This window comes from Alkalimonas mucilaginosa (genome assembly GCF_036327005.1).
GTDB lineage: Bacteria > Pseudomonadota > Gammaproteobacteria > Enterobacterales > Alteromonadaceae > Alkalimonas > Alkalimonas mucilaginosa.
This window is the reverse complement of the sequence record NZ_JAUGZK010000004.1, coordinates 156,424-177,323: the sequence shown is the minus strand read 5'-3', so window position 1 is coordinate 177,323 and position 20,900 is coordinate 156,424. Positions and strand designations below refer to the sequence as shown.

Genomic DNA, 20,900 nt, shown 5'->3' with positions numbered 1-20,900 from the left:
CGTAAAGCCCTGTTCGCCAGAGAACGATAACGTTAGACTAACCAAAAAGTCGATAACCCGAGGCTGCCATGAACCGTATACTGATGATCGATGATGATGTCACCCTGACCGGGCTGGTCAAAGACTACCTGCAGTTGGATGGCTTCGATTTCTCTGCTTGCCACGATGGCCCGACTGGCTTGGCGCTGGCCCGGGAAGAGCAACACGATTTACTGCTGCTGGATGTGATGTTACCGGGTATGGATGGCTTAACCTTGCTGCAGGAACTGCGTAAGACCAGCAGTTGCCCGGTGTTGATGCTGACAGCCCGTGGCGACGAAGTGGATCGTATTGTTGGGTTGGAGCTGGGGGCCGATGATTATCTTGCCAAGCCCTTTAACCCGCGTGAATTGGTCGCACGTATTAAGGCCATCTTCCGTCGCATCGAATTGGTGCAGCATAACAAGCAACAGCAAACCGCCGTGCTTGAACTGCACGATCTGCGGCTGGATACAAGCAGCCATCAACTAATGGCGCAACAACAGCAGGTACCACTGACAGCGACCGAGTTCCAGCTATTGGATTATCTGATGCGCCGGGCCGGCCAGGTGATCAGCAAAGAAGAGTTAAGTAAACAGGTGCTTGGCCGCACTCTGCAATTGCATGATCGCAGCCTGGATATGCATCTGAGCAATATTCGCCGTAAGCTGGCGCAATACAGTGAACAAGAGTACATTCAGACCCTGCGCGGCAGTGGCTTTCGCTTTATCCCGGAGCCAGCAGCATGCTAAAAAATCCCATGCATTATTTGGCCAGCCGGATTTTTCTCTGGTTCTGGCTGGTGATTCTGGCCACAGTGGCAGGTACTTTGCTGATTGGCCGCGGCTTACCAGAACATACCGAGATCAGACGTCTACCGCCGCCACTGCAACATCAGTTGCATAATGCTGCGCGCTCATACAGCGACGCAAGCTCGCTGGAAGATCTATTGCAGCGGCTGGAACGAGGACGTCAAGGCCGCTGGTTGCTGGTCGACCCACAACAGCAGCAAATCCTGAATCCCGATGGCTTGCCAAGGCAATTTGATCACAACTGGCTGACCGAGCTATCCAACCTGGAACAACCACGATTGCTCCGTCACTCCAACCTGTATTTAGCCGGCCCGGTCACGGTAGAAATAGAGGGAAAAACCCTGGCACTTTATCAACAGCGACAACGACCAAAGCAACCCTGGTGGCAACTCAGTGCTCTGCCGCAATCGCTGTTATTGGTCAGTTTGTTTCTGGTGTCTGCAGTAGCCAGTTTATTTCTGGCCGTATCCATTACGCGGCCTCTGCGGGAGCTGTTGCATAGTTACCAGAGCTTTGCTGGCGGCGACCTGACTCAGCGCAGCAACAAACTGGCCAGGCGTACCGATGAGCTGGGCGCTTTGGGTCGGGGCTTTAATGCGATGGCCGATCGGATCAGCGGCTTGCTGCAGGCCCAGCAACGCTTACTGCGGGATGTCTCCCATGAGTTACGTTCACCACTAACCCGGGCGCAACTGGCACTGGCTTTGGAAGAGCGCCAGCAACTTGGCGAGCAGCTCCCTCGTCTGCAGCAGGAGTTAGAGCAAGTGGATGCGCTGCTGGATGAATTGCTTACCTACAGCAGGCTGCACAGTGGTCATTATCCGTTTGAACCTGAAGGGCTGGATGCTGCTGACATCGTACGTCAACTGATAGCGAGCAGTCAGTTAGAAGCCCAAAATAAACAGCAGACCATCCTGTTGGATAGTCCGGCCACAGTGGCGTTGCTGGCTGATAAACGTCTGCTCTGCCGGGCGCTGGAGAATATTTTGCGCAATGCCATCAAATACAGTCCGCCGGCCAGCACCATTCACTGCCAGTTGGCGACAACAACAACACAGGTGTTGGTGCGTATCTGTGATCAGGGTCCGGGTGTGCCAGAGCCACAACTGGCCGCTATTTTTACACCTTTTTACCGGGTGAGTGACAGCCGTAATAGCCAGACCGGCGGCTTTGGGTTAGGGCTGGCCATTGCAGCAGAGTCCATTCGCCATCATGGCGGGCAATTGGCAGCTACCCCGAACCAGCCACAAGGTCTTTGCCTGCAGCTAACCTTACCACGACACCCGACTGGTACTAAGGAAACTGGTTATGACAGCCTCTGACAACACCGCAACAGACAACCTGGTACAACAAAGCTGGCAACGGCTGTGGCAGCCTTTATGGCAACAGATGCATCATGGCAACTTAGCCAATCAGCGTGGGCTGCAATTGCACTACAGCCATTACCGGCAGCCCGGTATCAGTACTGCCGTTGTGATAAGCTCAGGCCGTATTGAAATGGCGGTTAAATACAGTGAAGTGATCTTTGAGCTGGTGCAGGCTGGCTACAGTGTCTATATTCTGGACCATCAGGGGCAAGGCAGCTCACAGCGTGAGTTGAGTAACCCGCATAAAGGTCACATCAGCAATTTTGATCACTACAGCGATGACTGGCAACGCTTTATGCAACACGTCGTTCTTCCCGGCCAACACCAAGGCTACCTGGCTTTGTGCCACTCTATGGGCTCGGCCATTTTTGGCAATTATCTGCTCCAGACTCCGGATCACCCGTTCTCTGCGGCCGTACTTTGCTCACCGATGCTGGGCATTTATTCCGGACCGGTGCCTTTTGCTGCCGCTATGCCACTGGTTCGGGCACTGCGCTGGTTAAACTTGCAATTGGCAACGCAAAGCTGGTACCTGCCAGGTCAGGGCAACTACCGGCCTGAGCCGTTTCATAGGAACCGCCTGACCAGTTGCCCGGCCCACTATCAGTGGCTGCTGTCTTTGTATCAGGCTGAACCGGCCTTGCAGCTGGGAGGTGTTACCCTGGACTGGTTGCTGGCAGCTCATCAGGTGATGCAACGACTAGCCAGCAGCGGCCATAGTATAGAACTGCCATTGCTGGTTCTGCAGGCAGGTGCCGATCGGGTCGTGGATAATAAAGCGCAACAACGCTTTGTTGCCCAGCGCCCGGAGCTACGCGAATTACGTACTCTGGTTGGCGCTAAACATGAGTTATTATTGGAAAATACCCCTATCCGTCAGCAAGTCATGCACTGGATACTGGCATTTTTTGCGCGCTATACCGCAACCGATAAGGTCTCTGGCGGCTAAAGACCACCGGCAAAGTCATGCTGGCGCCAGGCCTCGTAACTGATAATGGCAACCGCATTGGCCAGGTTCAGGCTGCGGCTGCTTTGCTGCATCGGGATACGGATCCGCTGCTCTGGTGGAAAAGCATCTCGGATAGCATCCGGCAAACCCGAGGTTTCCGAGCCAAACAACAACGCATCATCGTGTTGATACTGCACTTTGTGGTAGCTCTGACTACCTTTGGTGGTGCAGGCCAGAATACGACGAGACCCAATGGCGGCTTCAAACGCAGCATAATCTGGATGGCGATGCACCCTGGTTAAGTCATGGTAATCCAAACCGGCACGGCGTAACTTTTTTTCCTCCAGCTCAAAACCCAGCGGCTCTATCAAATGCAACTGAGCACCAAGGTTGGCACATAAGCGAATGATATTTCCGGTATTTGGTGCAATTTGTGGCTCAAAGAGGGCGATTATCACAGGGGAACCTCATAACAATAGTTTGGCTGCGCAGAAAACGATTGAAATATAGCAGAAAGACAGCCCTAACTCACTCGCCATGCACCGCTTATGTAAAGCCTTCCGACACTTAATGTCACATTAGCTTGCACTTAAACAAATTGTTCGACAAAGTGCTGTAGAAATGGGATTAACAGTTGCTTTTCCGTACAAGCGAGCGCTATAGTTAAATTCGGTTTTTTTGTATACACAGGGATGTTGTGATCATGGCACTGTTCTGCCGCCTACTTTGTTTTGGCTCCTTGCTGGCTGCGAGCTGGCCGGCGGCGGCGGCGTATCAGTTTCCTTATGTCTCTTTACCAGGCTCCCTGGCGCTGCTTTTTCTTAGCATCCTGTGCCTGATTTTAGGGTGGAAACTACGCAGTTCAATGCAAAAATCCCAGCAACTTGATAACTTCATGCAACACCATCAGGATGCTGTCTGCCTGCTTAATGCCGAGCTGCACATGCTGCAAGTGAATCCCGCCTTTACTGCCATTACCGGCTTGACTGATGCTCAGGCGATAGGTCAGCCTCTTAAACTGTTTAACAGCAAAGGCGAACCAGAGAATATCGCACGTGCGATTCAAAAAGCTTTACTAAAACATCAGCACTGGCGTGGCGAGATCTGGAGCAGAAAAGCCAATCAGCAAGTCTTTGCTTTGGATTTGGCTATCAGTTGTATTCGTGTGGCGACCAAATCGCAAGCGGCATTGTATATGGCAACCTTCTGCGACATCAGTGCCCGGAAAATGAGCGAGCTGGAGTTGCGACGGGTGAATACCAAGGATCCGGGAACCCGGCTGCCCAATCGAGCCGTATTTTTAGACTACCTGGAGCGGGAAATACAAACCGTTTCGGAGCAACACCCAAGATTCGCGGTTATGATTTTGCGTATTGAGGCCTTATCCTCCCATGAGCTGCAGCACCAGATACCACTGGCCGAATTAGCTGCAACGATCCGTGCTGAAGTACCCCATGGGGCCATACTGGCCCGCCTTAGTAGCAATGAGTTTGCTGTGTTGCTGCCGGCACATTTAGTCAGTCAGCGTATTGATTTGCAAAGTTACCGGCTGGCCCAGCGGCTATTGTCCGCGCTGGCGGCATCGTCACAGATGGCACTGAATCCATGCCTGGGAATTGCATTGTATCCCGAAGATGGTCACAGCTATGATCAATTACTGCGCAGTGCTGATCATGCCTTGCAGCGTAGTCAGGTTACCGATGCCCAACCCGTGCAGTTCTTTCATCAGGCGGCTCTGCCCCGCACCAGTGAGTCTTTTGCCCTGGAGCAAGAGCTGCAACAGGCTTTGCAACAGCATCAACTACGCCTTAGCTACCAGCCAAAGCTCTGCGTTAGCAGCAACCGAGTTACCGGGCTTGAGGCACTGGTTCGCTGGCAACACCCCAAACGCGGCTTATTATTACCCCAACAATTTATCCCCATTGCCTCTGAAAGCCAGTGCATGGTGCAGTTGGATCAGATGGTGCTGCAACAAGCTTGCCAGCAGTTGGCTCAATGGCAAAGCACAGGACTAATGCGCGGCCGGCTGGCATTGAATATAGCCAATCAGACTTTTTTCCAGCCAAGCTTTTTAGCGCAATACTTGCAACGGATACAGCAGCATAATCTTTCACCAGAACAGTTCGAATTGGAACTGGATCAAAGCATCCTGACCGAGCAACCAGAACTCAGCAAGCAGATTTTAGCCAACGCCAAAGCAGCCGGTTTTTTTCTGGTGCTGGACCGCTTTGGTAGCGGTTTATCAGCCTTACAACATCTAAGGGATTACCCTTTTGATCAGATCAAGATTGATGGCCGCCTGATACAAAAGCTGGAGCAATCGGAGCAAGATCGTAACATCACAGCAAGTCTGATCCGCATGGCTGGCTATTTGCAGTTGTCCGTTGTTGCCTGTCAGGTTGAAAATGAGATGCAGGCCTATTTGCTGCATGTGATGGGCTGTGAAACCATCCAGGGCCACGTGTTCAGTAAGGCTGTTTTGCCTTCCGAGCTGGCAGCAGTACTCACCCGGGAATCCAGAGCCATCCAGCAAAAATCGGGCTGACAGTGAATACAGTTGTACAACATAAAAAACGCGCTGTCAGAGCGCGTTTTTTATGTTGTCACTAAAAGCGGAATCACTTAGTTGATTTGTGGAGCTTCGCCCGCTTCTGCCTGACGCTTTTGTACATACTGAGCAAACAGAGCATCAAAGTTTACCGGAGCCAGGTTTAGCTGCGGGAAAGTACCACGGTTCACCAGGTTAGAAACTGCCTCACGCGCGTAGGGGAACAAAATGTTTGGGCAGAACGACGCCAGCATATGCGCCAGCTGATTTTCTGGTAATTGTGCGATACTGAAAATACCGGCTTGCTGCACTTCACACAGAAAAGCAGTTTCGTCACCGACAGTGGCGGTCACGGTCAATGACAGAGTCACCTGATAAACATCGTCTTCCAGTTTGTCACTGCGGGTATCTAAATCCAGCTTAACTTCTGGCTTCCACTCTTTGCGGAAGATGGCTGGCGCATTAGGAGCTTCAAACGAAATGTCTTTCACAAAAATACGCTGAATGGCAAATTGAAGTGCTTGTGGATCCTGTTGCTCTGATGCAACGCCGTTTGCTTGTTGTTCGGCCATGATAAGTCCTAAAAATATTGATTCATTTAATTAAATAGCGGGTCCAGTTTGCCGGCCGCATCCAGCGCAACCAGATCATCGCATCCACCAATGTGTTGATCATTGATAAAGATTTGCGGCACCGTGCTACGGCCACCGGCCTTTTCAATCATCTGCGGGCGCAGTTCAGGCTGAACATCAATACGGATCTCCTGAAATGCTACTCCTTTGCTGTTGAGAAGTGTCACTGCGCGAACACAATAAGGACAATACGCCTTGGTGTAAATAGTTACGTCTGCCATAGGGTTCCTCACTTTGCACGAACAACAGGTAAACTTGCGCCAAGCCAGCTGTTCATTCCGCCTTGTAACACTCTGACCTCACTACAACCTTGCTTCGCCAGAGCAGCGGCGGCTTTTTGTGCGGAAATACCAGCTTGACAGACTACAATAATGGGGTTGGCTTTAAGCTTTTCAAGCCCCTTGGCCTTGCCTTGAATAATGTCGTCTAATGGCAAGTGCTTAGCGGCGGTGATATGACCTTTGGTGTAATCTGCTTCCGGGCGAATATCGAGCACCGCTGCATTTTGTCGGTTCACCAGCATGGTCAGCTCAGTTGGACTCACCAGTTTGATGTTGGACAAGCGGGCTTTGATCATGCCAAAAATCAACATAAATGCCAACGCAGCCCAGATCAGACTTAATATAAGGTTGTTGCCGATAAATTCTATCCACTGCTCCATGACGCTCTCTTGCACTCTTAGCAAATTGAAAGAGCAAGAGTATACCCGCTTTGCATCAATAAAACAGCCCCATCAGCCCAGCTTGAGGGCTGCAGCCTGCAGAAAAAACAGGTAAGATAAATGACAAAGAACGAGGCCTAACACGATGGAGAAATCAACAGCATGAGCCAGGCAAAAAAACCGTTAGTATTGATGATTCTGGATGGCTGGGGTTACCGTGAAGACAAGGATGCCAATGCCATAGCTCAAGCGGCTACACCAGTGATGGACCGCCTGTGGCAAGAGTACCCGCATACCTTGATTTCAGGCTCTGGCATGGATGTTGGCTTACCCGATGGTCAAATGGGCAACTCCGAAGTTGGTCATGTCAATCTGGGTGCCGGTCGCATCGTCTATCAGGACTTTACCCGGGTAACCAAAGCCATTCAGGACGGCAGCTTTCAGCAGAACCCGGTGTTGCAACAAGCCATTGCCAAAGCGGTTGCCGCAAAGGGTGCCGTGCATGTGATGGGCTTATTGTCACCAGGCGGTGTACACAGTCACGAAGACCACCTGCTCGCCATACTGGAGATGGCAAGGGCGCAGGGAGCCAGCAAGGTTTATCTTCATGCTTTCTTAGATGGGCGTGACACTCCACCTCGCAGTGCTGAGGCTTCATTGCAGCGGATACAAGATTATTTCACACAGCAGCAATGCGGCCAAATCGCCTCCATAGTGGGCCGTTATTACGCCATGGATCGGGACAATCGTTGGGATCGGGTTGAAAAAGCCTATCGTTTGCTAACACAGGGGCAGGCTGATTACCGCAGTGGTGATGCCATCAGCGCTTTGCAGCAAGCCTACCAAAGAGATGAAAACGATGAGTTTGTAAAACCCACAGCTATCACCGATACACAAGGGGATCTTATCCGCATGTGTGATGGCGACAGCCTGATTTTTATGAACTTCCGGGCCGATCGAGCCCGTCAATTGAGCCAGGTGTTTGTGCAATCAGACTTTACCGGCTTTGACCGGGGACAGCGTCCGCAATTAAGCCAGTTTACAACCTTAACCGAGTACTCTGCCGAGCTGAAAGCACCTGCAGCCTTCCCGCCTGAGGCGCTGGACAATGTACTGGGTGAATGGTTGGCTAAACACCAGAAAACCCAGTTGCGGATTTCTGAAACGGAAAAGTACGCCCATGTCACCTTCTTCTTCAGCGGTGGTCGCGAAGAGCTTTTCTCTGGCGAAGAGCGTATTTTAATTCCCTCTCCGCAAGTAGCAACTTATGATCTGCAGCCTGAAATGAGCTCTGAGGAATTGACCGACCGCCTGGTCGAAGCTATTCACAGTGGGAAATTTGATGTCATCATCTGCAACTACCCGAATGGTGACATGGTTGGTCATACCGGCATCCTGTCAGCAGCCATTCAAGCTGTTGAAGCGGTAGATCACTGCATAGGCCGGGTGGTAGAGGCTCTGCAACAGGTGGGGGGTGAATGCCTGATCACCGCCGATCATGGCAATGCCGAACAAATGACCGATCACCACTCCGGTCAGGCACATACCGCTCATACCAGCTGCCCGGTGCCACTGATTTATGTTGGCCGGCCGGCCAAGGCGGCCCAACATGGGATCTTAAGTGATATCGCACCAACCATGCTGCGTCTGATCGATATGGCTATTCCTGCCGAAATGACAGGCCACAGCCTGTTTGAGTTAAGCTGACAGATGCCGCCACGAGCATCCATGCTGTTTGGTCTGCTGTCTCTGCTGATAGCAGCGCCAGCAGCGAGTGATCCCCGCACCAGCTCGGAGCAAGAGCTGGCAGAAGTGCAGGCATCCATTCGTCAGACGGAACAGCAACTAAAACAACAGCAACAGGCCCTGCAACAAGCAGAGCAGCAGTTGCAGCAAGCCGATCGAACCCTGGCACAAGCCGGTCAGCAAGTACAGCAGCAGCAACAGGCGCTGGCTGAAACGCAGCAGCGGATGCAACAACTGGTTGCCGAGCAACAAGCATTGGAACAACAGTTTGGGCAACAGCAACAACAGTTGGCAACACAGTTACGCAGTGCCTACCAACTGGGCCAGCATGATTACAGTCAGATGCTGTTAAATCAACAGGATGCCAGGCAACTGGAGCGGGTACTCACCTACTATCAGTACTTTAACAGAGCCAGAATGCAACAACTGCACGCTATCCGGCAGACCGCCGGGCAACTGACGCAAGTACAACAAGAACTGCACTCACGTCAGCAGCAATTGGAAAATCAGTTGCAGGCACTGCAACAACGTCAGCAGCAGTTGCAGCAAGCGCGTACCGAGCAACAAAGCACTATTCGTTCGTTGCAACATTTGCTGCAAGAACAAGGGCAACAACTAAGCTATTTACGCCAGAATGAGAGCAGCCTGCAAGCCACTATTGACGCTTTAAAAGCCAAAGCTCAGCAGGTGCAACTGGCTGGTTTGACTGCGCTCAAAGGCCAGTTGCAATGGCCGCTCCAAGGTCGTTTACTGCAACGTTTTAATGAGCTGCGCCAGGGCGGGCTTCGCTCACGAGGAGTGCTTATTGAGGGTACCGAAGGCAGTGCCGTCAGTGCCATCGCCAATGGCCAGGTGATCTATGCCGACTGGTTAAAAGGCTATGGCTGGGTGCTGGTACTCGACCACGGTGATGGCTTTATGAGCTTGTATGGCCACAACCAATCCTTACTCAAAGAGCCAGGGGAGCAAGTTATGGCAGGAGAGCAAATCGCCCAGGTCGGCCGCAGCGGTGGCCAGGCTACAGCCGGCGTCTATTTTGAGATCCGCGAAAAAGGTGAGGCCGTTAATCCACAAGCCTGGTTGCAAAGTCGCTAGCTTGGTATGGCCAGCCTGGATGGTGACCAATTTGCGCTTCCCCTGCCGGAAAAACGATTTATAATGGCACCACGAGCTAAAGGTGAAGTACCTGACAGTACTTTTACTACCAACAATAAAAACGAGCGCGAACTGTGCACGGATTACTAAAACTGCTCTTGCTGTGTCTGCTTGGCTGCTGCACCAGTGCGGCAGCCAAACCACAAATTGCCATTATCATTGACGATATTGGCTATCAGCGTAGTGATCTGGATATGGTACGCCTGCCCTATCCCCTGACCATTGCGATCCTGCCCTTTACACCTTACGGTCAGCAATCCGCTCAATTGGCTTACAGTCAGCGCAAGGATGTGATGCTGCATATGCCAATGCAAGCCAGCAATGGCAAAGCTCTGGGACCAGGTGGGCTTACCCGGGATATGACTCAGGCTGAATTTACCCACCAGCTTAGCCTGGCCTTGCAGGATATCCCCTACGCCATTGGTGTGAATAACCATATGGGCAGCCTGTTGACCGAGCTGGACCAACCGATGGCCTGGTTAATGCAATATTTGCATCAACGGCAGTTATTTTTTGTCGATAGCCTGACCACGGTGCAAAGCCGGGCACGCCACCAGGCCAGGCAACATGGCGTTACCAGCCTGAGCCGGCATGTGTTTTTGGATAACGACGTCAGCGAAGAGGCCTTGCAACAACAGTTTGATCAACTTATCCGCATAGCCAGACAACACAACAAAGCTATTGCCATTGGTCATCCCTACCCGGAAACGTACCATTTTTTACAACAAAAATTGGCTAAACTACCGGAGCTTGGAATAGAGTTGGTACCGATTTCAGCATTCTTACCAAAAGAACACCGTGTCATTGCCGCGGGTTACACGGCACCTGCGGTAGCAGCCCTAGAGTAACAGTGCACCGCACACACCTTTAGCTGAGCTAACCACTTCAGATAGGTGATCACCACCCTATAACAAGATGCTGCATTCCAACCAATATGCAATGTCAATGAAACCCGAAGCAAGAATACAGCCTAGTTAACCACCAAGCTCCAACCCCATAATGTCACAGTGCTGTATATCACAGAGCACATCCATTTCTTTCGGTTATTCAGATACTCCTTGAACTTTCATCTTGTGATGTTTCAATGCCCGCAGCAAATATCATCATGTTGTGTAACTGGCTGACCTGTCTTCGCTACAATGGGTTTCTTTCTTCTAAAAACAGGGTTTCCAGCTGATACCATGCTTCTTCCGAATCCATGCTCTCAAAAAAGCTCGGGTCTTCACAGCGCAATTCAGTCAAAAATTCATACCATTGATTCTTATAGATCTGCTCTGGCATTTTTATCAATGCAAAGGTGAAATCCTGATGATTACGCTGCCCCCACTGAACTTGAAAGTATTCCCACTGTGTTCTTAAAGCCGCCAAAATCGCAATCACTGAGAGCACAACCAGCAGGCTGATAATGCGATAAGGCCACAGCTCCGAAGGGGGAGCTAGCCATGCAATGGCCACTTCAAACAGCGCCCAGAGCCCAAATAGTACAAACACCAGTGCAAATAAGGTGAAAGGGTTGAAACCTAACCGACGCTCAGTCAGCCAAAGTTGTTCCATCGGTGTACAATCCATAGCCATCACCGAATAAATGAGCGCCACTTGATAGATGAAAAAAAAGCTCAACAGCAATGGCACTAATAGCCAGACATGACCTGATAGGCGACTATTTCGCATCATCACGCCTATCGTTCATTTCAGCTCCTTGCCATTGCCAATCACAGTCCAATCAGGCTTTTTTTACAAACTCAGATTTTAACTTCATCGCCCCGATACCATCAATTTTACAATCAATGTTGTGATCTTCATTCACCAGGCGGATGTTCTTTACCCTGGTGCCCACTTTTACTACCAGGGAACTGCCCTTCACTTTCAGATCTTTTATCACTGTTACGCTGTCGCCATCCTGCAACAGATTGCCATGGGCATCTTTTACCACCAAAGCATCGTCTTGTTGGGCTTCATCACCTGCTTGCCATTCATGGCCGCACTCAGGGCAAAGTAACATCACCCCATCTTCATAGGTATAGGAGGAGCCACAGCTCGGACAGGCAGGTAAATCACTCATGGTTCAAAGCTCCATTGGTCTGGAATTTCGCAGCGCCAAACCATACAGCAAAGCGCTGTTGTTTACCACCAGTCCGTTGCATGCAGGCATTGTGGTGCGGCTATCAAACCCCAGGCTCGGGCAGCACAGCAGCCGTACTGTCCATAAAGGTGAGGAAGCGTTGCCAAATTTCATGGGTACGCCCCTGGGTCTGTTGCGTCATACAGGACAGTGCCATAGCTCCCCGGATGGTGCCATCACGCCACTGGGTATAAACCGCCTGACAATGCGTATTGGCATAACGCTCCCAATCCTGCTGGGCTGCTTTTATCGCCTTCACCAATTCGGCATCATCACTGTTGTGCTCAAGTGCGGTGTCCAGGTAATAAGCCAGCTGTTGGTTGGCTTTGTCCAACTCCATCGCTGCGCACTGATTGATTTCGAAAGTCGTGTAGGCCTTGTCGCAATCAATCCTATGCTCCTCACAGGCAAAAACCGCCAATGAGCACAAGCCAAACCACCATACCAAAAAGTTTTTCATCGCATCCTCTTAGTTTGATTTATCTACATCGATACAACTCTTTCCCCGCAAACGCTGCATACCTGCGTATGAACTGAGTCAAGACGACAGTAGTTCGTAAGTACGGCAAGGTAGTTGTTTGCTATTTTTCAATGCTTTCAATCTAACCCAAAAAACATACTTTATCCGCATAATTCTAATAACGACGAATTAAACCCCTTATCGACCTGCAACTTAGACATAAAAAAACCACCGTCCTGCGGTGGTTTCTTGAAACGGGACTGCTTAGCTCATGGCGGCTTGCAGTTTCTTCATAGCATTTTTTTCCAGCTGGCGTACCCGCTCGGCAGACACCTCATAACGTGCAGCCAGTTCCTGCAGTGTCATCTTGTTCTGCTCCAGCCAGCGTGCCCGGATAATATCCTGGCTGCGCTCGTCCAAAGTACGCAATGCTGCGTGCAGTTGATCGTGCGCCATGTCATCGGACTGCCGCTCTTGCACCTGGCTGGCCAGATCTGAGCTTTTATCTTCCAAATAATAGGCCGGTGCAGTGTACGCCTGGTCGTCATCACCTTCTGGTGCATCAAAAGGCATGTCGTAGTTGCTCATGCGTGATTCCATTTCACGCACCTCATGCTCTGCGACACCCAGCGTCTCTGCAACATGGGCGACTTCATCCTGGCTAAACCACCCCAGGTGCTTCTTGGATTTACGCAGGTTAAAAAACAATTTACGCTGCGCCTTGGTGGTGGCAATTTTAACAATACGCCAGTTTTTCAGCACATACTCATGAATCTCTGCTTTAATCCAATGCACAGCGAAAGAGACCAGCCGCACACCTACAGCAGGATTGAAGCGCTTTACCGCTTTCATCAGGCCGATATTGCCTTCTTGCACCAAATCGCTTACCGGTAAACCATAACCTGAATAGCTGCGGGCAATATGCACCACAAAACGCAAATGCGACATGATCAGTTGCCGGGCTGCCGTTAAATCACCTTCATTATGCAGCCGTTCAGCCAAACCTTTTTCTTCTTCCGCACTGAGCATCGGAATGGAGCTTACCGTCTGCGTATAGGCTTCAAAGCTGCTGCTGGCGCCTAAGGTCAGGGTCATAAGTTCAGATGATTTCGTCATGATGTACTTCCATCCATCTCAAGTTGAAAAATATCTTAGCACTCTTTGACCGAGAGTGCTAATTTTAGTTTCTGCCTTTTTATAACTGATTTATCTAAAGAGTTTCTGGTCATGCTAATACGCAATATACGGCCTGATTAAATTGCATTACACTGAAGCTAACTTATTGACGGAGCAGAAAACATGTACAGCTATATTGCTCGTCAGCCAATTTTTGATCAGCGGCAACAACTGATTGGCTATGAATTGCTGTTTCGCGATGGTGAGCAAAACAGTTTTCCGTCTATCGATCCGGATGAAGCCACCAGCCGGTTGATCACCGAGCACCACTTCCTTGTCGGGCTGGAGCGTATTACCCAGCATAAACTCGCTTTTATTAATTTCACTGAAGACAGCCTGCTGTACCAGTTCCCGCACGCTTTGGATCCCGCCAACACCGTGATTGAAATCCTGGAGTCGGTCCCCTTTAGCAGTGAGCTGTTAACTGCCTGCCGCCAGTTGCATGAGCAAGGTTATCAACTGGCACTGGACGACTATACCTTTAACCCACAGTGGCAACGTTTAATGCCTTATATTCATTTCCTGAAAGTGGATATCCGGCAAAACCCTTTGCCCACACTGGCAGCACAACTGGCACAGTTGGAAGACTTTCGCGGTAAGTTACTGGCTGAAAAAGTGGAAACAATGGAAGAGTTTCAACAATTGAAACAACTTGGTTTTGATTATTTTCAAGGGTATTTTTTTGCGCATCCACAGATGCTCCGACACAAAAAACTGGGTCACCATCAAATCCATCTGCTGGCACTCATTGCTGAAGCCGCAGAGCCAGAGCTTGATTTCGATAAATTAGTGCGCGTGATGGAGCGGGACTTGGGCCTGTCATACAAATTACTGCGCTTTATCAACAGCGCTTTCTACGCCCGCACCAAACCCATCCAGACGCTCAAACATGCCATGGTATTTATGGGAGCAATCGAGTTAAAAAAATTCATCGCCCTGGTAGCCTTATCCAACCTTGCTGAAAACCAGCAGCCTGAATTACTGAAGCTATCCATTATCCGGGCCCGGTTTTGCGATCTGATTGCGCAAGCGAGCGGGCAAGCACAACTGCAATCCAGCGCCTTTTTAACCGGTTTATTATCCCTGATCGATGCTTTATTAGAACAACCGCTGCCGCAGGTACTGACACAACTACCGGTGCAAGATGCGATCAAGCAGGCTCTATTGAATCAACAAGGTCCGTTAAGCCAACCTCTGCAACTGGTGCTGCACTATGAGCAGGCAAATTGGCAGAACTGCCAGCAACAGCTGCAGCATCTAAGCTCCGAGCCCATGGATGTCCGGGCTATGTACCTGGATGCCATCGAATGGGCCGAGCAGCTGCAGTTGTAAACTCGGGTTTGGGCCAGTTAAGGCCCGGTAGGCTCAATGGCACGAATATGCCGGCTGACGGAAATATAGGAGCCTGCCAGGCCAAGGGCAACAGCCAATAGCAGCAAGCCAAGGAACTCGCTAAAAGTCATCGTCATCAGGCGGAAGTGACTTTCGTACAGCTCGGTAATTTGCCCTATGGCCCCCTCCAGCCACCACACCATCATCTCGACCACCAGAAATGCCAGCAAACCACCAAACAAACCAAACCAGACACCGGTGTATAAAAAAGGTCGCTGAATAAAAGCATCGGTCGCCCCCACCAGCTTCATTACTTCAATTTCTTCTTTTTTATTCATAATGGATAAGCGAATGGTATTGCCGATAATCAGTAACACGGCGGTTAATAACAACAAAGCAATGGCCAGCACCGCCTGGCGCAACAACAATAAAATAGCATCCAACCGCTCTAACCAGGCAATATCCAGTTTGCCAAAATCAACAATACGCTCTTGCTCAATCCTGCGCCGTAATTGTTCTGCCGCTTGCGGATGGGTATGGCGCGGCATTACCAGCAGCACATCAGGCAATGGATTGTTGTCCAGCAGTTGCAACGCCTGGCCGAAACCGGAAACTTGCTGAAACTCTTCCATAGCCTGCGCTTTGGAAATAAAGCGCACCTGCTCTACATCGGTATCAGCACTGAGCATGGTGATCAGGGTAGTAATTTGAGCATCACTGGCACCATCGTGTAAAAAAAAGCTAATTTCTGCCGCTTGGGTAAAGTTGCCACTGATGCTCTGCACATTTTTCACCAGCACATGCAAGGTAGTCGGTAAGGTTAGACTAACGCCCAGTACGGCAATCGTCATTAACGAAGCCAAGGGCGTGCGCCACAGCTCGCCTAAACTACCAATGCATTGACGCAGATGCTGTACCCAGAACATCACCCAACGCTGCACCAGGCTGATTTGCTTGCTGCTGGCACCAGCCGCCCGGCCAGAAAATAAAATACTCACAGTGGCTCCTCGTATTGCAATAAGCCATCGTTGATCATGCTCCCCTGTTTCAGAGTGAGGGTGCGATAACGCATGCGCGCGACCAAACCGTGATCGTGGGTTGCCACCAAAACTGATACCCCCACCTGGTTGAAGGCTTCAAATACCTGCATAATGTCTTTTGATAGTTCCGGATCCAGGTTCCCCGTGGGCTCGTCCGCCAATAGCAAAGGGGGCTTATTCACCACCGCCCGCGCAATACCGACCCGTTGCTGCTCACCACCCGACAAGGTTTCCGGCAAGCAACGGACCTTATCCAGCAAGCCAACTTTATCCAGCGCTGCATGCACCCGTTTCACCATTTCTTTGCCGGTAAAGCCTTCAATCACCAACGGCAGCGCCACATTGTCGAATACGGTATGCTCCATCAGCAAACGGTGATTCTGAAAAATAATGCCGATATCGCGCCGGATATACGGCACCTGGGAGCGGCGAATGCGCTTTAAATCGACGTTGTTGATCAGCACCCGGCCACTGGTCGGGCGTTCAATCAGGCTGATAAGCTTCAATAAGGTGCTTTTACCAGCGCCAGAGTGGCCGGTTAAGAACGCCATTTCGCCTTTGGCCAGCTCGAAACTGATGCGGTCCAGCGCGATAAAACCACCGGGATAACTTTTACTAACCTGATCGAAAGTCAGCATAATCAGGAGTCCTTGTTAAACAAAGCCTGGATAAAGTCAGTACTGTTAAAGGTTCGCAAATCATCGATCCCTTCCCCAACCCCAATGTAACGGATCGGTACTTTAAACTGGTCGGCAATAGCAAAAATGACCCCGCCTTTGGCGGTACCATCCAGCTTGGTCAGACTGATGCCCGTTAAAGGGACGGCCTGGTTAAAAATTCGTGCCTGACTTAATGCATTCTGACCGGTACCGGCATCCAGGGTCAACATGACTTCATGTGGCGCATCCGGTTGGATTTTTTGCACCACCCGGACTATTTTTTTCAGCTCTTCCATCAGGTGCGCTTTATTCTGCAACCGGCCGGCGGTATCAGCAATCAAGACATCTACCTTTCGGGCTTTGGCAGCCTGGTACGCATCAAAAATAACCGAGGCACTGTCGGCTCCGGTATGTTGCGCCACTACTGGGATCTGGTTACGCTCACCCCACACCTGGAGTTGCTCGACCGCTGCAGCCCGAAAGGTATCTCCTGCCGCCAGCATCACACTTTTGCCCTGCTGCTTAAACTGCTGTGCCATCTTACCAATGGTGGTAGTTTTACCAACGCCATTCACCCCGACCATCAGAATGACAAAGGGACCATCGCTGTGGATTGGCAGCAGTGGTTGTTCTACATCCTGCAGTAAAGCGGCCATATCCTGCTGCAGCTTTTGGTACAGTTGCCCGGCATCTTTTAGCGCTTTACGATCCGCATGCTGTGTCAGTTGTTTGATCAATTTCTGCGTGGTTTCTACCCCGACATCGGCCAGCAGCAACTGAGTTTCCAGCTCCTCGTATAATTCGTCATCAATTTTTTTGCCCAGAAATAAAGCGGCCAGGCCAGAACCAAGGTTTTGGCTGGTTTTGCTTAAGCCCTGCCGCAAACGGGCAAAAAAACCTGGTTTATTAGTCACTGCAGGCTCAGGTTGACTGACCGGCAATTGCTCTGACCTGGCACTGGCGACTGGCTCTGGCGCTGCAGAAGATTCAGGTTGGGTGTTATCAGCTAACTCTGGTGTAGCCTCAGCTTGAAGGCTGATTGGTTCTGGGCTATCGGTTGGCTCAGGGCTGTCTACTGGCTCAGGGCTGTCTACTGGCACAGTTGTGTCTACTGGCTCAGGGCTGTCAGCTGTTGTCGATTTCTTACCAAAGCCAAGCCAGGAGAAGAGTTTGGATTCTTTGCTCATAAGTCGGTGTCAGTGCACTTCAGATCGGGTAAAATTGGTGGTTATACTAGCATCTTCACCAACAGGCATAAACCATTAGATGAGACGATCAGCAGCAGGAAAAAAACCAGCCAGCCCGGGACAAGTCCGAATCATCAGCGGCCGATGGCGGGGCCGGAAAATTCCGGTCGCCGATGCCGAAGGGCTCAGGCCCACCACTGACCGGGTGCGGGAAACACTCTTTAACTGGTTGATGCAGGAAGTTGCTGAACAACGGGTGCTGGACTGCTTTGCCGGCAGTGGAGCCCTGGCGCTGGAAGCTTTGTCCAGAGAGGCCAGCTTTGCTTTGCTGCTGGAAAAGGACAAACCACAAGCCCAGCAACTGAACAATCTGTGCCAAAGCCTTGCTGCCAGTGCAGAGGTACAACAAACCGATACGCTGCAATTTTTGCAACAAGGCTGCAGCCAGCCCTTCGATCTGGTGTTTATAGACCCACCATTTCGCCAAAACCTGGCCGAGCCCTGCTGTCAATTGCTGGAGCAACACGGCTGGCTTAGTGGCAATGCCTGGATCTATCTGGAAACCGAAAAAGAATTGCCCCTGCAGGCACTGCCAGTCAACTGGCAGCTGTACCGGGAAAAAATCGCCGGTCAGCTGGCATATCGACTGTTCCGCCGAGAGGCTTAACCTTTCTTTCTGGCCTTCGGCTTGCCTTTAGCTGCCGGCTTGCCTGGCCGGCCTTTGGCTGCAGGTTTGGCAGCAACTGCCTTGCGCTTGGTTCCTGCGGGTTTTTTCGCACTTTTGACCACCACCTTACCAGGCAACGACGGAGCCGTCTCTTTGGCTTTGCCCTTACTACGGCGCGGCGTACCTTCTTCTTCCAGTGCTAAGTCAATGGTACGGCTTTCCAGGTTCACAGCCATCACCTTGACCTTGACCAGATCGCCCAACCGGTAGCCCTGACGCGAATGCTCCCCCATCAGGATCTGGCGCTCGGCATCAAAGTGGTAGTAATCGTTTTTCAACGAGGTCACATGCACCAGCCCTTCGATATAGAGTTCAGTCAGCCGGATAAAGAGGCCAAAACTGGTCACCGTGGAAACGACCCCATCGAACTCCATGCCCAGATGATCCTGCATGTACTCGCACTTCAACCAGTCCGATACTTCGCGGGTCGCGTCATCAGCCCGGCGTTCGGTCATCGAGCAGTGCTCACCGAGTTGCTCCACCTGCTCAGGGCTGTAGCGATGAGCCCCTTTGGTCTGCTGACCCTGCTGCTGCAAAATCGATTTGATGCTGCGATGCACCACCAAATCCGGATAACGCCGGATTGGGGAAGTGAAGTGGGCATAAGCCGGCAGCGCCAGGCCAAAGTGCCCCTCATTATCGCCCTGATAGACCGCTTGTTTCATCGAGCGCAGTAAGGTGGTTTCAATCAGCTCACGATCGGGTCGGTCGGCCAGCTTTGCCAACTCCTGCACCAGTTGCAGCGGCTCTGGCTCATCCGGTAAGGTGGTTTCAATGCCAAGCTCGGCCAGGAAACGGCGGAAGTTGGCGAAACGATCCGGATCCGGCTGCTCGTGCACCCGATACAACGCCGGGGTTTTATGCTTCTCAAGGAAGCGGGCTGCCGCCACATTGGCCATGATCATGCACTCTTCGATCAGCTTATGCGCATCGTTGCGGTGCACCGGTACAATCTGCTCAATTTTGCGATGGCTATTGAAAATAAATCGGGTTTCAACAGTTTCGAATTCAATGGCTCCACGCTGGGCACGGGTTTTGGCCAGCCGGCGGTACAGGCTGTACAAGGTTTCTAATGCTGTCAGATTGGCCTGGTATTGCTGACGCAACGCCAGATCGCCTTGCAAAATTGCATGCACTTTGCTGTAGGTCAACCTTGCTTTGGAGTTCATGACCGCTTCGAAAAAGCGGTAATTCATTAATTTACCATTGGCGCCAATATCCATTTCGGCCACCAGGCAAAGCCGGTCGACATGAGGGTTTAGTGAACAAAGCCCATTCGACAGTGCTTCGGGCAACATCGGCACCACCTGATCCGGGAAGTACACCGAAGTACCACGCAGCAGCGCTTCCTGATCCAGCGGCGTATCCACCTGAACATAGCTGCTGACATCGGCAATGGCCACCCAAAGCCGCCAACCACCATCATCTCGGGACTCGGCATAGACAGCATCGTCAAAATCACGTGCATCTTCACCATCAATGGTGACAAAAGGCATAGCGGTTAAATCGACCCGGCCGGCTTTATCGCTGCCGGCGACCTCTTCACCATACTTGCTGACTTGTTTGTTCACAGCTTCCGGAAACTGATGCGGGATCTGGTGATTCCGAATGGCCACTTCAATTTCCATACCAGGCGCCATATGCTCACCCAGTACTTCAATCACCCGTCCCACTGCATTCACCCGCTTAGTGGGACGCTCGGTAATCTCCACCAGCACCACCTGACCATGCCGGGCTTCGCCCTGAGCACCCTCCGGTACTACAATATCCTGGCCGATGCGCGGATCGTCCGGCACCACAACAGCCAGCGCATAGTCTCGGTAATAACGCCCTACCACAGCTTCAGTACGAGGCTCCAGCACCCGCACGATGCGAGCTTCGGTTTTTTGCCGGCCGCGACTGCTTTCGGTCAGGGTCGCTAATACCTGATCGCCGTGCAGCAAACGATGCATTTCATGATTGGGAATAAACCAGTCCGGACCACCTTCATCCAGCTTCAGAAAGCCAAAGCCATCACGATGACCAATAACCCGGCCTTTCTTTAAGTCCATCCGATCAACCAGCCCATAGCGCCGGTTTTTGGTAAAGATTAACTGGCCGTCACGCTCCATAGCGCGCAGCCGCTTTTTCAAGGCAAAGATGTGATCGTCATCACTCAGCTGCAACTCGGCAACCAGCTCTTCAAAGTAGGCAGGTTGTTGCCGCTTTTCAATGTGCTCCAGAATAAATTCCCGGCTTGGGATCGGATTGTCGTACTTTTCCTGCTCACGGGCCAGGAAGGGATCTTTAATGGTCATGCATGACTCTTC

The 20,900-nt window shown here is 51.3% G+C and carries 21 protein-coding genes; 9 read left to right on the top strand and 12 right to left on the bottom strand.

Annotated features, from left to right (window positions below):
* The first annotated feature begins 68 nt into the window (after positions 1 to 68).
* From QWF21_RS07140 to QWF21_RS07130, 3 genes are read left to right on the top strand one after another with little or no spacing between them, the layout of a single operon-like run.
* A complete protein-coding gene (locus QWF21_RS07140) occupies positions 69 to 770 on the top strand; it encodes a response regulator transcription factor (RefSeq protein ID WP_330087357.1) in 702 nt (233 codons plus the stop codon).
* Positions 764 to 2,152 (top strand): ATP-binding protein, encoded by a 1,389-nt coding sequence (locus tag QWF21_RS07135; protein ID WP_330087356.1) that lies wholly within the window; start codon positions 764 to 766, stop codon positions 2,150 to 2,152. The genes QWF21_RS07140 and QWF21_RS07135 overlap by 7 nt, the downstream gene beginning before the upstream one ends.
* Positions 2,139 to 3,146, top strand: coding sequence for an alpha/beta fold hydrolase (locus QWF21_RS07130; protein WP_330087355.1), 1,008 nt, complete (start codon positions 2,139 to 2,141; stop codon positions 3,144 to 3,146). Before QWF21_RS07135 ends, QWF21_RS07130 begins: the two co-directional genes overlap by 14 nt.
* Here QWF21_RS07130 and QWF21_RS07125 read toward each other — a convergent pair.
* Positions 3,143 to 3,604, bottom strand: a complete 462-nt coding sequence (locus tag QWF21_RS07125; protein ID WP_330087354.1) for a tRNA (cytidine(34)-2'-O)-methyltransferase — start codon at positions 3,602 to 3,604, stop codon at positions 3,143 to 3,145. The two genes, QWF21_RS07130 and QWF21_RS07125, sit on opposite strands and share 4 nt — an antisense overlap.
* A 245-nt stretch (positions 3,605 to 3,849) precedes the next feature.
* Between QWF21_RS07125 and QWF21_RS07120 the strand changes: the two genes are divergently transcribed.
* The gene (locus tag QWF21_RS07120; RefSeq protein WP_330087353.1) at positions 3,850 to 5,691 is read left to right on the top strand and encodes an EAL domain-containing protein; all 1,842 of its coding nucleotides are present in this window, start codon (positions 3,850 to 3,852) and stop codon (positions 5,689 to 5,691) included.
* 77 nt (positions 5,692 to 5,768) lie between these two features.
* Here QWF21_RS07120 and secB read toward each other — a convergent pair whose 3' ends face one another.
* From secB to QWF21_RS07105, 3 genes are read right to left on the bottom strand one after another with little or no spacing between them, the layout of a single operon-like run.
* On the bottom strand, positions 5,769 to 6,266 hold the full coding sequence (gene secB / locus QWF21_RS07115) for a protein-export chaperone SecB (RefSeq protein WP_330087352.1): 498 nt from the start codon (positions 6,264 to 6,266) through the stop codon (positions 5,769 to 5,771).
* Between the two features lie 26 nt (positions 6,267 to 6,292).
* On the bottom strand, positions 6,293 to 6,547 hold the full coding sequence (gene grxC, locus QWF21_RS07110; protein WP_330087351.1) for a glutaredoxin 3: 255 nt from the start codon (positions 6,545 to 6,547) through the stop codon (positions 6,293 to 6,295).
* Between the two features lie 8 nt (positions 6,548 to 6,555).
* Entirely contained in the window at positions 6,556 to 6,987 is a 432-nt protein-coding gene (locus tag QWF21_RS07105) for a rhodanese-like domain-containing protein (protein ID WP_330087350.1), read from the bottom strand.
* Positions 6,988 to 7,149: 162 nt separating this feature from the next.
* Here QWF21_RS07105 and gpmM point away from each other — a divergent pair, with 162 nt between their 5' ends.
* From gpmM to QWF21_RS07090, 3 genes are all read left to right on the top strand, one after another.
* Positions 7,150 to 8,694, top strand: a complete 1,545-nt coding sequence (gene gpmM / locus QWF21_RS07100; protein WP_330087349.1) for a 2,3-bisphosphoglycerate-independent phosphoglycerate mutase — start codon at positions 7,150 to 7,152, stop codon at positions 8,692 to 8,694.
* A 21-nt stretch (positions 8,695 to 8,715) separates the two neighbouring features.
* Positions 8,716 to 9,828: a murein hydrolase activator EnvC family protein gene (locus tag QWF21_RS07095; RefSeq protein ID WP_330087348.1), complete on the top strand. Its 1,113-nt coding sequence runs from the start codon at positions 8,716 to 8,718 to the stop codon at positions 9,826 to 9,828.
* 134 nt (positions 9,829 to 9,962) lie between these two features.
* On the top strand, positions 9,963 to 10,736 hold the full coding sequence (locus QWF21_RS07090; protein ID WP_330087347.1) for a divergent polysaccharide deacetylase family protein: 774 nt from the start codon (positions 9,963 to 9,965) through the stop codon (positions 10,734 to 10,736).
* A gap of 286 nt (positions 10,737 to 11,022) precedes the next feature.
* Here QWF21_RS07090 and QWF21_RS07085 read toward each other — a convergent pair whose 3' ends face one another.
* The 4 genes from QWF21_RS07085 to rpoH form a co-directional block, all read right to left on the bottom strand.
* Positions 11,023 to 11,565 (bottom strand): hypothetical protein, encoded by a 543-nt coding sequence (locus QWF21_RS07085; RefSeq protein WP_330087346.1) that lies wholly within the window; start codon positions 11,563 to 11,565, stop codon positions 11,023 to 11,025.
* A gap of 46 nt (positions 11,566 to 11,611) precedes the next feature.
* A complete protein-coding gene (locus tag QWF21_RS07080) occupies positions 11,612 to 11,950 on the bottom strand; it encodes a zinc ribbon domain-containing protein YjdM (RefSeq protein ID WP_330087345.1) in 339 nt (112 codons plus the stop codon).
* 103 nt (positions 11,951 to 12,053) lie between these two features.
* Complete coding sequence (locus QWF21_RS07075; protein ID WP_330087344.1) at positions 12,054 to 12,470, bottom strand: lysozyme inhibitor LprI family protein; 417 nt, start codon at positions 12,468 to 12,470, stop codon at positions 12,054 to 12,056.
* A 264-nt stretch (positions 12,471 to 12,734) separates the two neighbouring features.
* Positions 12,735 to 13,586: an RNA polymerase sigma factor RpoH gene (gene rpoH / locus QWF21_RS07070; RefSeq protein ID WP_330087343.1), complete on the bottom strand. Its 852-nt coding sequence runs from the start codon at positions 13,584 to 13,586 to the stop codon at positions 12,735 to 12,737.
* Between the two features lie 183 nt (positions 13,587 to 13,769).
* On the opposite strand from rpoH, the gene QWF21_RS07065 reads away from it, so the two are divergent.
* A complete protein-coding gene (locus QWF21_RS07065) occupies positions 13,770 to 14,978 on the top strand; it encodes an EAL and HDOD domain-containing protein (RefSeq protein ID WP_330087342.1) in 1,209 nt (402 codons plus the stop codon).
* Between the two features lie 17 nt (positions 14,979 to 14,995).
* On the opposite strand, the gene ftsX is transcribed toward QWF21_RS07065, so the two are convergent.
* Genes ftsX through ftsY form a run of 3 tightly spaced genes read right to left on the bottom strand, consistent with a single transcriptional unit; the run spans position 14,996 to position 17,864 of the window.
* Entirely contained in the window at positions 14,996 to 15,976 is a 981-nt protein-coding gene (ftsX, locus tag QWF21_RS07060) for a permease-like cell division protein FtsX (RefSeq protein ID WP_330087341.1), read from the bottom strand.
* Positions 15,973 to 16,656, bottom strand: a complete 684-nt coding sequence (ftsE, locus tag QWF21_RS07055; RefSeq protein ID WP_330087340.1) for a cell division ATP-binding protein FtsE — start codon at positions 16,654 to 16,656, stop codon at positions 15,973 to 15,975. The genes ftsX and ftsE overlap by 4 nt, the downstream gene beginning before the upstream one ends.
* A gap of 2 nt (positions 16,657 to 16,658) precedes the next feature.
* Positions 16,659 to 17,864, bottom strand: coding sequence for a signal recognition particle-docking protein FtsY (ftsY, locus tag QWF21_RS07050; RefSeq protein WP_330087339.1), 1,206 nt, complete (start codon positions 17,862 to 17,864; stop codon positions 16,659 to 16,661).
* Between the two features lie 79 nt (positions 17,865 to 17,943).
* Between ftsY and rsmD the strand changes: the two genes are divergently transcribed.
* Positions 17,944 to 18,531, top strand: coding sequence for a 16S rRNA (guanine(966)-N(2))-methyltransferase RsmD (gene rsmD / locus QWF21_RS07045; protein WP_330087338.1), 588 nt, complete (start codon positions 17,944 to 17,946; stop codon positions 18,529 to 18,531).
* Here the strand turns inward: rsmD and rnr are convergent.
* Positions 18,528 to 20,888 (bottom strand): ribonuclease R, encoded by a 2,361-nt coding sequence (rnr, locus tag QWF21_RS07040; protein ID WP_330087337.1) that lies wholly within the window; start codon positions 20,886 to 20,888, stop codon positions 18,528 to 18,530. The genes rsmD and rnr overlap by 4 nt on opposite strands.
* Positions 20,889 to 20,900: the final 12 nt, after the last annotated feature.

Coding starts and splice junctions, on each gene's coding strand:
- QWF21_RS07095 (WP_330087348.1), top strand. CDS start 8,716: ATGCTGTTTGGTCTGCTGTCTCTGCTGATAGCAGCGCCAGCAGCGAGT.
- QWF21_RS07140 (WP_330087357.1), top strand. CDS start 69: ATGAACCGTATACTGATGATCGATGATGATGTCACCCTGACCGGGCTG.
- ftsY (WP_330087339.1), bottom strand. CDS start 17,864: ATGAGCAAAGAATCCAAACTCTTCTCCTGGCTTGGCTTTGGTAAGAAA.
- grxC (WP_330087351.1), bottom strand. CDS start 6,547: ATGGCAGACGTAACTATTTACACCAAGGCGTATTGTCCTTATTGTGTT.
- QWF21_RS07065 (WP_330087342.1), top strand. CDS start 13,770: ATGTACAGCTATATTGCTCGTCAGCCAATTTTTGATCAGCGGCAACAA.
- QWF21_RS07075 (WP_330087344.1), bottom strand. CDS start 12,470: ATGAAAAACTTTTTGGTATGGTGGTTTGGCTTGTGCTCATTGGCGGTT.
- ftsE (WP_330087340.1), bottom strand. CDS start 16,656: ATGCTGACTTTCGATCAGGTTAGTAAAAGTTATCCCGGTGGTTTTATC.
- secB (WP_330087352.1), bottom strand. CDS start 6,266: ATGGCCGAACAACAAGCAAACGGCGTTGCATCAGAGCAACAGGATCCA.
- QWF21_RS07135 (WP_330087356.1), top strand. CDS start 764: ATGCTAAAAAATCCCATGCATTATTTGGCCAGCCGGATTTTTCTCTGG.
- rsmD (WP_330087338.1), top strand. CDS start 17,944: ATGAGACGATCAGCAGCAGGAAAAAAACCAGCCAGCCCGGGACAAGTC.
- QWF21_RS07080 (WP_330087345.1), bottom strand. CDS start 11,950: ATGAGTGATTTACCTGCCTGTCCGAGCTGTGGCTCCTCCTATACCTAT.
- gpmM (WP_330087349.1), top strand. CDS start 7,150: ATGAGCCAGGCAAAAAAACCGTTAGTATTGATGATTCTGGATGGCTGG.
- QWF21_RS07120 (WP_330087353.1), top strand. CDS start 3,850: ATGGCACTGTTCTGCCGCCTACTTTGTTTTGGCTCCTTGCTGGCTGCG.
- QWF21_RS07130 (WP_330087355.1), top strand. CDS start 2,139: ATGACAGCCTCTGACAACACCGCAACAGACAACCTGGTACAACAAAGC.
- QWF21_RS07105 (WP_330087350.1), bottom strand. CDS start 6,987: ATGGAGCAGTGGATAGAATTTATCGGCAACAACCTTATATTAAGTCTG.
- rnr (WP_330087337.1), bottom strand. CDS start 20,888: ATGACCATTAAAGATCCCTTCCTGGCCCGTGAGCAGGAAAAGTACGAC.
- rpoH (WP_330087343.1), bottom strand. CDS start 13,586: ATGACGAAATCATCTGAACTTATGACCCTGACCTTAGGCGCCAGCAGC.